This window comes from Haliea sp. E17 (assembly GCF_048323675.1).
GTDB lineage: Bacteria > Pseudomonadota > Gammaproteobacteria > Pseudomonadales > Halieaceae > Mangrovimicrobium.
Map to the genome: position 1 here is coordinate 320,614 of NZ_JBLWFK010000001.1, position 12,960 is coordinate 333,573.

14 protein-coding genes are annotated in these 12,960 nt (G+C 63.2%); 9 read left to right on the plus strand and 5 right to left on the minus strand.

The genetic code is table 11. The features are described 5' to 3' along the window. Positions 1-86: 86 nt before the first annotated feature. Both adk and ACNKU3_RS01360 read left to right on the plus strand, forming a co-directional pair. On the plus strand, positions 87-734 hold the full coding sequence (gene adk / locus ACNKU3_RS01355; protein WP_418257607.1) for an adenylate kinase: 648 nt from the start codon (positions 87-89) through the stop codon (positions 732-734). Positions 735-987: 253 nt separating this feature from the next. Next, entirely contained in the window at positions 988-1,908 is a 921-nt protein-coding gene (locus tag ACNKU3_RS01360) for a hypothetical protein (RefSeq protein ID WP_418257608.1), read from the plus strand. A 57-nt stretch (positions 1,909-1,965) separates the two neighbouring features. Here ACNKU3_RS01360 and mobA read toward each other — a convergent pair whose 3' ends face one another. Continuing rightward, positions 1,966-2,550, minus strand: coding sequence for a molybdenum cofactor guanylyltransferase MobA (gene mobA, locus ACNKU3_RS01365; RefSeq protein WP_418257609.1), 585 nt, complete (start codon positions 2,548-2,550; stop codon positions 1,966-1,968). 79 nt (positions 2,551-2,629) lie between these two features. Here mobA and tsaB point away from each other — a divergent pair, with 79 nt between their 5' ends. Genes tsaB through ACNKU3_RS01390 form a run of 5 tightly spaced genes read left to right on the plus strand, consistent with a single transcriptional unit; the run spans position 2,630 to position 7,636 of the window. Then, positions 2,630-3,340: a tRNA (adenosine(37)-N6)-threonylcarbamoyltransferase complex dimerization subunit type 1 TsaB gene (tsaB, locus tag ACNKU3_RS01370; protein WP_418257610.1), complete on the plus strand. Its 711-nt coding sequence runs from the start codon at positions 2,630-2,632 to the stop codon at positions 3,338-3,340. Then, complete coding sequence (locus ACNKU3_RS01375) at positions 3,340-4,140, plus strand: undecaprenyl-diphosphate phosphatase (RefSeq protein ID WP_418257611.1); 801 nt, start codon at positions 3,340-3,342, stop codon at positions 4,138-4,140. Before tsaB ends, ACNKU3_RS01375 begins: the two co-directional genes overlap by 1 nt. A gap of 15 nt (positions 4,141-4,155) precedes the next feature. Then, positions 4,156-5,466, plus strand: coding sequence for a M18 family aminopeptidase (locus tag ACNKU3_RS01380; protein ID WP_418257612.1), 1,311 nt, complete (start codon positions 4,156-4,158; stop codon positions 5,464-5,466). Between the two features lie 7 nt (positions 5,467-5,473). Next, on the plus strand, positions 5,474-6,574 hold the full coding sequence (locus tag ACNKU3_RS01385; protein ID WP_418257613.1) for a tRNA-queuosine alpha-mannosyltransferase domain-containing protein: 1,101 nt from the start codon (positions 5,474-5,476) through the stop codon (positions 6,572-6,574). 54 nt (positions 6,575-6,628) lie between these two features. Continuing rightward, the gene (locus ACNKU3_RS01390) at positions 6,629-7,636 is read left to right on the plus strand and encodes a tryptophan--tRNA ligase (protein WP_418257614.1); all 1,008 of its coding nucleotides are present in this window, start codon (positions 6,629-6,631) and stop codon (positions 7,634-7,636) included. Between the two features lie 4 nt (positions 7,637-7,640). On the opposite strand, the gene ACNKU3_RS01395 is transcribed toward ACNKU3_RS01390, so the two are convergent. From ACNKU3_RS01395 to ACNKU3_RS01410, 4 genes are all read right to left on the minus strand, one after another. Beyond that, on the minus strand, positions 7,641-8,414 hold the full coding sequence (locus tag ACNKU3_RS01395) for a gamma-glutamyl-gamma-aminobutyrate hydrolase family protein (protein WP_418257615.1): 774 nt from the start codon (positions 8,412-8,414) through the stop codon (positions 7,641-7,643). A gap of 5 nt (positions 8,415-8,419) precedes the next feature. After that, entirely contained in the window at positions 8,420-9,445 is a 1,026-nt protein-coding gene (locus tag ACNKU3_RS01400; RefSeq protein ID WP_418257616.1) for an amidoligase family protein, read from the minus strand. Between the two features lie 62 nt (positions 9,446-9,507). Next, positions 9,508-10,854, minus strand: coding sequence for a sensor histidine kinase (locus ACNKU3_RS01405; RefSeq protein ID WP_418257617.1), 1,347 nt, complete (start codon positions 10,852-10,854; stop codon positions 9,508-9,510). After that, complete coding sequence (locus ACNKU3_RS01410) at positions 10,844-11,554, minus strand: response regulator (protein ID WP_418257618.1); 711 nt, start codon at positions 11,552-11,554, stop codon at positions 10,844-10,846. The genes ACNKU3_RS01405 and ACNKU3_RS01410 overlap by 11 nt, the downstream gene beginning before the upstream one ends. 152 nt (positions 11,555-11,706) lie before the next feature. Here ACNKU3_RS01410 and ACNKU3_RS01415 point away from each other — a divergent pair, with 152 nt between their 5' ends. Both ACNKU3_RS01415 and ACNKU3_RS01420 read left to right on the plus strand, forming a co-directional pair. Continuing rightward, positions 11,707-12,183, plus strand: a complete 477-nt coding sequence (locus ACNKU3_RS01415; RefSeq protein WP_418257619.1) for a Spy/CpxP family protein refolding chaperone — start codon at positions 11,707-11,709, stop codon at positions 12,181-12,183. Between the two features lie 148 nt (positions 12,184-12,331). Then, positions 12,332-12,856, plus strand: a complete 525-nt coding sequence (locus tag ACNKU3_RS01420) for a winged helix-turn-helix transcriptional regulator (protein WP_418257620.1) — start codon at positions 12,332-12,334, stop codon at positions 12,854-12,856. Positions 12,857-12,960: the final 104 nt, after the last annotated feature.

A 12,960-nucleotide genomic window follows, 5' to 3' on the forward strand; every position in this document is an offset into this window, starting at 1 on the left:
GTGTATGGTTACTGGCCTTTTATTAACCGACATTACCCACCGATTGCCTCCGCGGCATTGATATCTAGTAACGAGGAAGTTCGCCTATGCGACTGATACTGTTGGGCGCCCCCGGCGCAGGCAAGGGCACGCAAGCCCAGTTCATCACCGAGCGCTATGGAATTCCGCAAATATCCACCGGGGATATGTTGCGAGCCGCGGTAAAGGCGCAAACCGAGCTGGGTTTGCAGGCGAAAGAGGTGATGGACGCCGGCGGCCTGGTGTCCGATGACATCATCATCGGGCTGGTCAAGGAGCGTATCCTCGAGCCGGATTGTGCCCGCGGATTTCTCTTTGACGGATTTCCCCGCACCATTCCGCAGGCCCAGGCAATGGTCGATGCAGGTGTCGATATCGATCACGTGGTGGAAATCGCGGTCGAGGACGAGGAAATCGTTTCGCGCCTGAGCGGTCGTCGCGTACATCCGGGTTCCGGACGGGTCTATCACGTTATTTACAATCCTCCGGGCACCGAGGGCGTCGATGACGAAACCGGCGAGGCCCTGGTGCAGCGCGACGACGACAAGGAAGAAACTGTCCGCAAACGCCTGGAAGTTTACCATTCGCAAACCAGCCCCCTGGTCGCTTTCTACCGTGACATGGAAGGTGACAAGGCGCCCCGCTATCACCGCGTTGTAGGCATCGGCAGCGTCGAAGAAATCAAGAATGCGATTTTTTCACAATTGGGTTCATAAGTATGACGGCAAATTAAAAGGGGAGCTCAGCTCCCCTTTTTTTTGTCCTCAAATTGATTTGGAAAGTAAAAACAAGGGTTTTTTTAATTTCTGTAAAAATTCGCTTTGAATATTTAAGGTTTTTTTCACCAAAAATGCTCTCAAAGTCATTGATTTTACCCGCTTTATTTCCCCTTCAGACTTGTTGTAAGCCCGGTTTTTTATTGCTATTTTTGCTTTGCGTTACCTTATTAACTACTTGGAGAAAAGCGTAATGGCAACGGCAAAGAAAAAAAGCGCCGCAAAAAAAGCTCCGGCTGCCGGTAAAATGGCTCCGGCGAAAAAGCGTCCGGCTGCTAAACGAGCCGCGGCAAAACAATCTCCTGCGAAAATTTCTGTGGTGAAGCAGGCTGCAAGCTCCCCCGCAGTTGTTCGTTCAAACGAAACCCTGAAGAAATTGCAAAAGGTGCTGGAAACTGAGCGTCAGAATGTAAAACAAGCAAAAACCAAACTTGACTCGGCTCGCAAGCAGGCTGCGGCCAAGGCGACTGCAGCCAACAAGCGTACGGTGAAAACCGCCCGCGCCGCGGTGGCCAAAAACAATGACAAACTGAAAATGGTGCGCAGCAAACTCGCTGAAGCCAAGCAATTGGTCAGCGAAACGGTAGACCACGCACGCCTGCAGGCCAAGAAGCTGGCAGCGGAAGAAAAAATGCTGGCGCGTAAAGCGGAACTGGCAGCGAAGGCAGAAGCCGACAAGTTGAAAGCCCTTGCGCAACACGCCCAGGCATGGTCAAAAGCACGGCTTCGTTCTGACGCCAAAAAAATCGCCGCGTTCGAGGCGCGCCTGAAAAAGGAACTTACTGCAGCGGAGCGTAAGCTGAAGGCAAAGATCAAGGCAGCGGAGAAAAAGGCAGCTGCCAAGGCGAAGAAAACCACCCGCAAGAAAAAAGCCGGCACCGCGGTAAAAGCGGCACCCAAGGCGAAGGCCGCAGCGCGGAAAGCACCGGCCAGCAAAAAAGCGCCGGCGGCCAAAAAAGCCGCCGCCAAGAAAGCGCCTGCAAAAAAGGCGGTCGCCAAAAAGGCGCCGGTGAAAAAAGCGCCAGTGAAAAAAGTCCCGGCGAAAAAGGTAGCCGCGAAAAAAGCGCCAGCTAAAAAGGCGGCGCCGAAGCGCGAGGCAGCTCCCAAGGCCTGATGGGTCGCAGCTAAGCGGGCCCACGCCCTTTCGGGGCGTGGGCTTTTTTGTGCCTGCTCAGCTTATCTGGTTGAGGTTGAGAAAACTTTCGGGCTGATCGTCAAAACTCACGGTGCCGGCGCCGAGTCCGGCGTACCAGCGGTGTACTGAGCGGTTGCCTGCATCGAGATAGGCCGGCAGTCCCTGCAGGACACTGCGCCGCAACAAGGCGCAGAGGTAATGGCCGTCGTTTCCGGTGGTTGCATAGACGACGTTCAGCCGACCGTTGCGCTGCAATTCGGCGTTCAGGCGCTGCGCCAGGTCCAGCGGCAGCAGTGGTGCGTCGCAGGGAGCGAGTAGCACCAGATCGCTTGAGAGGTGTGCCTGAGCTGCCTCCAGGCCAGCAAGGGGGCCCTGGAAATCCTCGCGCAAATCCGCCGGGGCGAGGGGCGAGAAGTTGGCGTACTGCTCCCGGTGCCGGTTGCAACTGATCAGCAGGCCCCCGACCTGCGGCGCGATTCGTTCGCAGACCTGTTGCACCAGTCGCTTTCCCCGCCACTCGATGAGGCCTTTATCCCGTCCTCCGACCCGTGTGCCGGCGCCCCCGGCAAGAATCAGCGCGGTTGTATTTTCGAGCGGGGTAATTGTGGTCTCTTTTGGCATCGGCGGTTTTTACAGGGGAAACAGTGTGGGATAATCCGCAGCCATTCTACCACCCGATCCCGTAACCAGGCGCGCACCCATGAAAGGCATTCTGGCGATTGAGACTGCAACGGACGCGTGCTCCGTCGCGCTCTGGCGCGATGGCGCTGTCACCGAATGCCACGAAGTCATTCCGCGTCAACACAGCCAGCGCCTGTTCTCCATGTTGGCCGAACTCCTGCCCGGTGGCAATTTGCGCGACGCAGGTGTCGAGGCCATAGCCTATGGCGCCGGTCCGGGTTCCTTTACCGGCTTGCGGGTCGCCGCCAGTGCTGTCCAGGGCTTGTGTTTCGCCGCCGCGCTGCCGGCGATTCCCGTCTCCACCCTGGCCTGCCAGGTGCAAAGCGCATTGCGGGAAGGGCTGGTCGAGGAAGGGCAACTGGTCGCCAGCCTGATCGACGCGCGTATCAATGAAATATACGGTGCGGTCTACCGTATCGAGGGTGGTCTGCCGCAGGAAGTCGTGCCGGCCCAGGCATGCGCGCCGCAGTATTTTCAGCCGGATGCGTCCGCAGGGCCAGTCACGGTCATTGGCAGCGGCGCACGTTTCCTTGAGGCGTTTTCCCCGGATTTCCGCCAGCGGATCGCCCAGGTGGAGGAGAGCGTGTTGCCTCATTCGGGTGACCTCCTGCCGCTTGCCCTGGCTATCGCCGCAACAGGTGGCCTGCAAAATGCTATGCAAGTACAGCCGGTCTACGTGCGGGACGAGATCAGCTGGAAAAAAATATCCGAACAGGGAAAACGCAAATAATGGATTTGATGCAGGCATTTGTGCTGGCGGTATTGCAGGGACTGACTGAATTCCTGCCGATCTCCAGTTCGGCGCACCTGGTGATACCCTCGTTGGTCCTGGGATGGGACGACCAGGGACTGGCCTTCGATGTCGCCGTGCATGTCGGCACCCTGAGCGCGGTGGTCATCTATTACAGTCGGGATCTCTGGAAAATGGCCTGCGCGTGGCTGGGTAGTCTGGCTGGCCGGGGCTCCTGCGAGGACAGTATTCTGGTCTGGAAACTGGCGGTCGCCACCATCCCTGCGATCGCCGTTGGACTGTTCCTGGGTGACGCCATCGAGGGTCACGCCCGCAACCTGCCGGTCATCGCGACAACCACGCTGGTGTTCGGTCTGCTGCTGGGCATGGCGGATCGCTATGCTATCCGGGTGCCCGGTGACGCGGCGATCGGCTGGCGCCAGGCGCTGCTGATCGGCGCGGCCCAGGCGCTGGCATTGGTGCCCGGTGTTTCCCGCTCCGGGGTGACGATTACCGCGGGGCTGTTCCTGAATCTCAGTCGCCAGGACGCGGCGCGATTCTCGTTTTTGCTGTCGATCCCGGTGATCGCCGGCGCCGGTTTGCTGAAGGCCATGGAACTGGCCGAGAGTGGCCAGCCGGTGGACTGGACGCTGCTGGGGCTTGCTGCCCTGGTCTCCGGGATCACTGCCTTTTCCTGCATCACTGTTTTCCTACGCCTGCTGGATCGCGTGGGTATGATGCCCTTTGTCTATTACCGCATCGTACTGGCGGGCGTGCTCTACGCCATGTGGCTGGTCTGAGCGGGGGAGCAAACCATGTCCGATCAGGTGCAATTCAACCGCGACCTCTGTCAATTCCTGGCCCGGGCGACGACGCCGTTCCACGCGGTCAGTGTCATGGCGCAACTGCTGCTGGAGTCCGGGTTCAGTCCCCTGGCGGAGAACGAGAGCTGGGATTTGCAGCCCGGTGGCCGCTATTTCGTTACCCGTAACGGCAGTTCCATTATCGCTTTCGGAATCGGCAGGCAGGCCGGCCCGGCCCGGGGCGTGCGCATGGTCGGCGCCCATACGGACAGTCCCTGCCTGATGGCCAAGCCGAATCCGGAGCGTGTGCAGCAGGGTTACTTCCAGGTTGGCGTCCAGGTCTATGGCGGCGCGCTCCTCAACCCCTGGTTCGACCGCGACCTGTCGCTGGCGGGCCGCGTCAGCTACCGCGATACGGCGGGAAAACTGCGCAGCGCCCTGGTCGACTTTCGCGACCCGGTGGCGATCATTCCCAGCCTCGCCATTCACCTCGACCGCGAGGCCAACAGCAGCCGGACGGTCAATCCCCAGACCGATATCCCGCCGATTCTCTGCCAGCTTGCGGACGATGAGAAGGCCGACTTCCGCGGCCTATTGCGCGAGAGGCTGCTGGCGGAGCACCCGGCGTGCGGGGTCGAGGAGGTACTCGATTTCGAGCTGAGCTTCTACGACAGCCAGCCCGCGGCGCTGGTGGGTTTGCGCGGCGATTTCATCGCTTCGGCGCGCCTCGACAACCTGCTCAGTTGCTTTACCGGCCTGCAGGCACTGTTGCAATGGGACGGCGAATCGACCAGCCTGCTGGTCTGCAACGACCACGAGGAGGTCGGCAGCCTCTCCGCCAGCGGTGCCCAGGGGCCCTTCCTGGCTACCGTGCTGGAACGCATGGCGGGAAGTCGCGAGGCCTACGCCACACTGGCGGACCGCTCGATGATGATCTCGGCGGACAACGCCCACGGTATCCATCCCAATTACGCTGATCGCCACGATGAGAATCACGGCCCGGTGCTCAACCGCGGGCCGGTCATCAAGATCAACGCCAGCCAGCGCTACGCCACCAACAGCGAGACTGCCGGCCTGTTCCGCCTGCTCGCGGCCCAGGAGGACGTGCCGGTGCAGTCCTTCGTGGTGCGCGCGGACATGGCCTGCGGCAGCACGATCGGGCCGATTACCGCCGGTGGCGTGGGTGTGCGCACCCTGGATATCGGTGTACCGACCTTCGCCATGCACTCGATCCGGGAACTGGCCGGGGCGGCGGATGGCTACAACCTGTCGCGGGTGCTGCGCCGGTTCTACAACTTTGCGGGCGAACTCGACGCCGGCTGATACCTGCGTGCGGGTCCTGCTGCTTTCCGCCTACGCCGCGCAGAGCCATCGCTACTGGCGCGACGCGCTGCAGGGCATGTTCCCCGACTGGCAGTGGCAGGTCATGGAACTGCCACCGCGCTATTTCAGCTGGCGGGTGCGCGGCAATCCGCTGCACTGGAGCATCGACCAGCGCGCACAGCTGGAAGCCGGTTACGACCTGCTGGTCGCCACCTCCATGACCGACCTGGCTACGCTGCGGGGGCTGGTTCCCGCCCTCGCCAGTGTGCCGAGCGTACTGTACTTCCACGAGAACCAGTTCGGCTTTCCGTCCTCACAGCAGCAGGGCAGCCTGCTGGAAGCGCAGATGGTCAGCCTTTACAGCGCGCTGGCAGCGGACCGGCTGCTGTTCAATTCCGCGTTCAATCGCGACAGTTTTCTCATCGGCCTGGACGGCCTGCTGCGCAAGCTGCCGGACTATGTTCCCGGCAACGTGGTCGAATCGCTGCGCAAGAAATCCAGCGTCCTGGCGGTCCCGATCCAGTCTGTGGAGGCGGAGCCAGGGGATCCCTGGCCCACCCGCCAGGGGGAGGAACTGCGCATCCTCTGGAGTGCACGCTTCGAATACGACAAGGGCGGCGATCGCCTGCACGCGCTGCTGTGGGAACTGGATGCCGGGGACGTGAACTTTCGCATCGCCGTTACCGGCGAGCAATTCCGGGCCTCGCCGCCGGTATTCCGACAGATTCGCGAGGATTTTGCCCATCGCCTAACGCAATTCGGCTTCGTGGAAAGTGTCAGTGAATACCACGCCTGGCAGCGCGGTGCGGACGCCGTCCTCTCCACCGCCATGCAGGAATTCCAGGGGCTGGCGGTGATGGAAGCGGTGCTGCGCGGCTGCGAACCCGTGTTGCCTGATCGCCTGGCCTACCGGGAGTATTTTCCGCAATCCTGCCGTTACGCCAGTCATCCGGATGATATCCGGGCGGAAGCCACCGCCGCGGCCGATCACCTGCGGGCACTGGCGCAGCGCAAGGCGCTGGCGCCGGATATCTCGGCCTGCACCCGGGACAGCCTGCAACCGCGCTACGCGCGACTGTTCGAGGCGGTGATGCACGGCGCAGGATAGCCCCCCATTGCCAAGCCCGGTATCATAGGCGCCTTTTCGCAGACCGGATTCAGCATGGCCAAGCAACGCGTTCTAACCGGAATCACCACCACGGGAACTCCCCACCTGGGCAACTACGTGGGCGCCCTGCGTCCGGCGGTGACGGCCTCCCGCGACGAGTCGGTGGACTCGTTCTATTTCCTCGCCGACTACCATGCGCTGATCAAGTGCCAGGAGCCGGAAAAGGTCCGGCAGTCCACGCTGGAGATCGCTGCTACCTGGCTGGCCCTCGGCCTGGATACCGACAGGGTGGTTTTCTATCGCCAGTCCGACGTCCCGGAGATCACCCAGTTGACCTGGGTGCTCACCTGTGTCGCCGCCAAGGGCCTGATGAACCGCGCCCACGCCTACAAGGCCGCGGTCCAGGCCAACGAAGAGGCCGGCGAAGACCCGGACTTCGCGGTAACCATGGGCCTGTTCAGCTACCCGGTGCTGATGGCCGCGGACATCCTGATGTTCAACGCCCACAAGGTACCGGTGGGTCGCGACCAGATCCAGCACATTGAAATGGCCCGCGATATCGCCGCGCGTTTCAATCACCTCTACGGGGAGACCTTTGTCCTTCCCGAGGCGGTAATCGAGGACCAGGTCGCCCTGCTGCAGGGCACCGACGGACGCAAGATGTCCAAGAGCTATAACAACACCATACCGCTGTTTCTCCCGGAGAAGCAGCTGAAAAAGGCGATCAACAAGATCAAGACCAACCTGCTGGAACCCGGCGAACCGAAGGACCCCGATGACTCCACCGTGTTCCAGGTCTGGGCGGCCTTCGCCGACGATGCCGAAACCGCGCGCATGCGCCGGGAGTTCGAGAACGGCATCGCCTGGGGCGAGGCCAAGAAGCAGCTGTTCGAACTGGTCAACAGCGAGCTGGCCGAGGCCCGGGAGCGCTACGAGGCGCTGCTGGCGGACCCCGCCCACGTCGAATCGGTCCTGCTGCAGGGCGCAGAGCGCGCCCGTGAGTACAGCGCGCCGCTGATGCAAAAGGTGCGCGAGGCAGTCGGTATCGGCCCCCTGCGCTGACCTGCTACCCGGTGTCGCGGGTCGCCGCCAGCAGGGCCCGGAACAGGCGCTGCTGGCGCCGGGATTGCGGCAGGTATTCCGGGTGCCATTGCACCCCGATCACGAAACCGTTGCCCTCATGTTCAATGGCCTGGGTCACCCCATTGGGTTCACAGGCGCTTACCCTGAGTCCTTTCCCCGGTTCTTTCACGCACTGCGCGTGCAGGGCGTTTACCTGGCATTCCCCGCTCTCCAGGATTTGCGCGAGGCGTGAACCGGCCTCTATGCGCACCCGCTTGCGCGGCAGCACGCTGCGCAGGTTGCGGGTGCCCTCCACGTAGAAGTGATCGATGCGCTGGTGCAGGGTGCCGCCCAGGGTGACGTTGATCAGTTGCGCCCCGCGGCAGATGCCCAGCAGCGGTTTGTTGCCTGCCAGCGCGTGGTGGACGAGGGCCCGTTCCATGGCGTCCCGCCCGGGGTCGTATTTTTCCCCGGAGTGGCGGGCGAACAGGATGCGCAGCAGCGCCAGCGGCAGTGCGACCAGCCAGTCGCGCAGCGAACTCGCAGCGGCGGTCTCTGCTGCAGCCTGCGGTAGCTCGCCGTAGTGCAGGGGGTCGATGTCGGAACCGCCGCCGATTACCAGGGCCGCGAGTTGCCCGGTATCGACCCTCGCACAGGGCCTGATCCGTCGCGGCCAGCCACCGGCGCGCCAGATGGCAAGTGCGGTCATGATCCAGGCCGCAAAGCCGCCGCGATCCGGCCCGGTGACGCCGATGACGGGTCGTTGCGCGCTGCGCATGGGCGTCAGGAGGCCAGGTACCTTTCCGCCAGCAGCGAGGTCAGTCGCCGCACCCAGCGGCTCGCCTGCGCCAGCCGGAATTCCTGGTAGTGATCCTGCCACGCGGCGATCAGGGCGCTGAGCAGGTCCTCGTCCTCGGCGATCCGTTCTATGTAGACCCAGCTGTTCCAGGCACTGCTGACATGCCAGCCGGGTTCATTGATGCGACAGTCGGGCAGCCGGTAGTGGAACGCCGGGCGGCCCTTGACCAGCCGGCGTTCATCCTTTGGCAGCGCCGCTTCCACCCGCGGTGCGTCGAGGAAGTGGAAAATGGGCAACATGTCCAGGGCGCGGTTGCGGGTCGGGTTGTGCTCCAGGTAGTCGTCGATCAGCGCAGGTAAGTCCGGTCGATAGCCGGGCCGCAATACCAGTTCCATGTAATCCTGGGGAAAACGGTCGATATACGGCGTCAGGTAGCGCCGGGTGCGATCGATTTCGCCGGCATCCACGAACCAGTCGTGGAGCAGCAGGAAGGACTGCAGTGAGCGCAGGATGCTGTCGCTGCCCTGATCGGCCAGCGAGGGGTTGATGTGCAGGCCGAAGGCGTAGGTCAGGGACTCGCCGGTACCCTCCGCGCCCATGCCCGCGAGGGTGCTCACCAGGTCATCGAGCAGTGACAGCTGGCGGAAGGGGATCGGCTGGGTCACCACCTCACAGGGAATCAGGCCGCGGCTGGCGTTATCGATATTGGATTCGATTTCATGGGCGATGGAACCGGGGGAAAACTCCACGCCGAGTTGCTCCAGCCAGCCGCGATAGCGCCGGGACTTCAGCAGGTCCGCGTCGCGCTCGATTTTAAGGCGGCCGATATCGGAGTCGTGGAGAATCGCCTCGAAGGGGCTGAGCTTTTCGAGGGTGCCGCCGAGGGCCTCCTGCAGCGCCTCGGCGGTGGCTGTAATCGGCAGGTTGCCGAACTCGAATTCGAAACCCGCGGCGCGGTCTGCGCCGCTCGCGTCATTGTTGCGCGGCGGCAGAAGATAGGTCTGTGGCATGCTTGGGAACCTCCGGGACTACCTGCAGTGTAGCCGCAATTGGGGACCGGGTTGCGGCAGGGTCAATCTTCCGCGGGCAATATGACGATCAGGCGCAGTCCACTGCCGGTGTTCTCGGCCCGCAATTCGCCGCCGTGTTGCATTATCGCGCGCCGGGCGATGGTCAGGCCGAGGCCGTAACCGCCGCCTTCCCGGGTGCGGGCAGTGTCCACCCGGTAGAATTCGTCGAAGATACGCGACAGTTCCTCCTCCGGCACGCCCGGCCCGCGATCCTCCACGATGATCCGGTACAGTGCGCCGTCGCGCGCCAGCGAGACCCTCACCGTGGTATTCGCTGCGGTGTGCCGCAGGGCATTGCGAATCATGTTGTCGAAGCATTTCTGTAACAGGTCGCTGTGGCTGGCGACCAGCGCCTCCTCCAGTTCGCTGTGCAGCACCACCGCCTTGCCCGCGCTGCCACCCTCGAAGCTGGCGTCATCGCACAGTTGCTGTAGCAGGGGGACGATGTCGATGTGGTTGTCGAGGATGATGTTGTCCTGCTGGGAGGACAACAGCTGACCGATCAGCTCCTCCAGCCGTTCGGTATCGCGCTCCATCCGCTCGAGGTAGTCCTGGCGCTTGTCCGGAGCATCCAGGGCCAGCGCCAGGGCCACCCGCAGGCGCGCCAGCGGCGAGCGCAGCTCGTGGGAGACATCGCTGAGCAGGCGCCTCTGGGCCTGCATGCGGGCCTGCAGCTGCGCTGCCATGGCGTTGAAGTCGCGGGCCAGGGCGTCGGTTTCGTCGCCGCCCTGGGCGGACACCCGGATGCGGGTTTCCAGGTCGCCGTCGGCGAGCCGCCGCGACGCGCGCCCCATCTCGCGCAAGCGGCTGGTGACCAGCCGCGAAAGGCCATAGCAGACCAGACCGCTGATCAGGACTGCCAGCAGCAGGCGCAGGCCGGGCTTGGCGCCCAGGATTCCCAGCAGCGGGTAGCGCGGCGGCGGCAGGGCGATTACCAGCCGCAGGATGCCGTCCTCGCGATACACCAGGTGGCCGAGCAGGTCCGCCTCCTTCGTGCGTTCGAAGGCCTTGCGGTTACCCCGGTCCAGCCGCCCGGCCAGTGCCTGGACCGGCGGGGGTACCTCCAGGTTGCGAATATCGCTGCCGTCGCGGCGCAGCAGCCACATGCGCAGGTGATGCTCCTGGCTGGTGCTCTCGATAATCACCGGCAGGGCGCCCAGCGGGGCGTTCTGCAGGCTGTAGATCAGGCGCAGGATGGAGCGCCGCGGCGGACCGTCGTGCTGGTGCCGCTCCTGGTCGAGGAAGGGCAGGTCGTCGAAGTACTGGTTCGCCAGCATCCAACTGCCCAGCACTGCTATCGATACCAGCCAGAAGCCGACAAAAATCTTGATGAACAGGCTAGTGCGCATGCCGGGGATCTTCGTTCTCCAGGGCGAACTGGTAGCCGGCGCCGCGCACACTGAGTATCAGGTTGTCGCCTCCCGCATCCGCCAGCTTGCGGCGAATCTTGCTGACGTGTACATCGACGCTGCGGTCGAAGGCGGCGAGGGGGCGTCCCAGCCCCTCCCTGCTCAGGGTGTCCTTGTCGACCACCTGACCGGCGTGCCGCAGCAGCACCCACAGGAGGTTGAACTCCGCGCTGGTCAGCGGCAGGGCCTGGCCGGCATGGTGGGCGGTGCGACTGGGCAGGTGCAGGTGGGTCTCCCCGGCCTCGATATCGTCGGCGCTGTCCGCTGCTTGCGGGCTTCCGGCGCGGCGCAGTATGGCCCGCAGGCGGGCGGCGAGTTCCCGCGGATTGCAGGGTTTTGGCAGGTAATCGTCGGCGCCCATCTCCAGGCCGACAATGCGGTCGGTGTCCTCGCCGCGGGCGGTCAGCATCAGCACCGGGGTGTTGTCGAACTCGCGCAACTTGCGCAGCACGTCCAGGCCCTGCATGCCCGGGAGCATGATGTCCAGTACCAGCACATCGTAGTGCTGGTTGCGCAAATGCCGCACCGCCTCTGCGCCATCGTGGATGGCGTTGCAGGCCAGGCCCTGTGACAGCAGGTACTCCTGCAGCAGGGCGCAGAGTTCGCGGTCGTCGTCGATTATGAGTACCTGTTCTTGCATGGCCATAGTCTGTGCAAGCCTTTGTGCTTTGTCACCAGCAATTAACAAATCTTTACCGGTATGGGGGAGAGCTTTACGCGGCCTGCGACTACATTGGCTGGTAACCGGATGGCATTGCCCCGGCTTTCGATTTGGCTACAGGAGAAATAGTGATGAGAACCAGTCTGTCAAAAATTCTACCCGGCACGCTGCTTGCCGCAACGATGCTGGTTTCTGCAGTCGCCTGGTCAGGTGGCCCGCACCCGGGTATGGGCCCCGGATTCGGCGACGGGCGGATGCTGATGCATCTCGCCGACAAGCTGGAACTGAGCGATACCCAGCGCGGGGAGATCAGGACCCTGGTTTCCGCCTCGCGGGATAGCGGCAAGGCGGACTTCGAGCGGATGCGCGAAATCGACAAATCGCTGCGCGACATGCGCACGGCCTTTAACGCGGACGAGGCCCGCAAACTCAGCACGGAACTGGGTGAGATCAGTGCGCGGGTAGCCTACCGCATGGCTGAAACCAACGCCGGTGTCTACGCGGTACTAACCCCCGAGCAGCAAGCCGAGCTCGATGCAATGGCCGCGAAGCGCCCTGAACGTGGTGAGCGCAAGGGCCCGCCTCCGCCTTCCTCCGAAGCGGAATAAATCACACCCCAAGGTCCATTTCCCGGCGCGGGCTGACCCCCTGCAGAACGCGCCGGGTATTTTATCCCGCCTTTTGCAATCCGGGTTCCAGCGTGGAATCCCTGTGGTAGAGTGCCTTTCCAGATTGTCGTCACGGGAGACTCACACCATGCGCTGGGAAGATATCGACAAGCAAATGTGTTCGGTGGCGCGCACACTGTCCGTGGTCGGCGAACGCTGGACCATGCTGATCATCCGCGACGCCTTCCTCGGCACCCGCCGCTTCGACCAGTTCCAGGCCAATCTCGACATTACCCGTCACCGTCTTTCCGAGCGCCTGGGCAAGCTGGTGGAAGCGGGCGTGTTGGTGAAGGTGCCCTACAGCGACCGGCCGGTGCGCTACGAATACCGCCTTACCCGCAAGGGCCTGGGCCTGTACCCGGTGTTGCTGGCGATGGGCCGCTGGGGCGACGAATGGATGGACGAAGGGGAGGGCGCACCGCTCGAATACATCCACCAGAAATGCGGCCACAAGATGCACCCGGTCCTGTCCTGCAGCGAATGCCACGCGCCCCTGCGACCGGAGGAAGTGACGCCGCGGATGGGGGCTCCCCTGCAACTGCTGGCCGACGAAGTGGCGGCTGGCGCCGCGCTGCCCGAAGGCATGGGCGCACTGCTCAGCGTCAAGCGCTAGGTCTGCCGCTGTTTTACCAGGCTGAGGGGCTTGGCCGGACGGATCTGTGCTGGGCATGGGTGCCGTACCTGCAGGTTCTGCAGCCACAGCAGGAATGACGCCAA

What these genes read in the sequence shown, in the direction of transcription:
- adk (WP_418257607.1), top strand. Translation starts at nt 87, where the DNA reads ATGCGACTGATACTGTTGGGCGCCCCCGGCGCAGGCAAGGGCACGCAA.
- ACNKU3_RS01360 (WP_418257608.1), top strand. Translation starts at nt 988, where the DNA reads ATGGCAACGGCAAAGAAAAAAAGCGCCGCAAAAAAAGCTCCGGCTGCC.
- mobA (WP_418257609.1), bottom strand. Translation starts at nt 2,550, where the DNA reads ATGCCAAAAGAGACCACAATTACCCCGCTCGAAAATACAACCGCGCTG.
- tsaB (WP_418257610.1), top strand. Translation starts at nt 2,630, where the DNA reads ATGAAAGGCATTCTGGCGATTGAGACTGCAACGGACGCGTGCTCCGTC.
- ACNKU3_RS01375 (WP_418257611.1), top strand. Translation starts at nt 3,340, where the DNA reads ATGGATTTGATGCAGGCATTTGTGCTGGCGGTATTGCAGGGACTGACT.
- ACNKU3_RS01380 (WP_418257612.1), top strand. Translation starts at nt 4,156, where the DNA reads ATGTCCGATCAGGTGCAATTCAACCGCGACCTCTGTCAATTCCTGGCC.
- ACNKU3_RS01390 (WP_418257614.1), top strand. Translation starts at nt 6,629, where the DNA reads ATGGCCAAGCAACGCGTTCTAACCGGAATCACCACCACGGGAACTCCC.
- ACNKU3_RS01395 (WP_418257615.1), bottom strand. Translation starts at nt 8,414, where the DNA reads ATGCGCAGCGCGCAACGACCCGTCATCGGCGTCACCGGGCCGGATCGC.
- ACNKU3_RS01400 (WP_418257616.1), bottom strand. Translation starts at nt 9,445, where the DNA reads ATGCCACAGACCTATCTTCTGCCGCCGCGCAACAATGACGCGAGCGGC.
- ACNKU3_RS01405 (WP_418257617.1), bottom strand. Translation starts at nt 10,854, where the DNA reads ATGCGCACTAGCCTGTTCATCAAGATTTTTGTCGGCTTCTGGCTGGTA.
- ACNKU3_RS01410 (WP_418257618.1), bottom strand. Translation starts at nt 11,554, where the DNA reads ATGCAAGAACAGGTACTCATAATCGACGACGACCGCGAACTCTGCGCC.
- ACNKU3_RS01415 (WP_418257619.1), top strand. Translation starts at nt 11,707, where the DNA reads ATGAGAACCAGTCTGTCAAAAATTCTACCCGGCACGCTGCTTGCCGCA.
- ACNKU3_RS01420 (WP_418257620.1), top strand. Translation starts at nt 12,332, where the DNA reads ATGCGCTGGGAAGATATCGACAAGCAAATGTGTTCGGTGGCGCGCACA.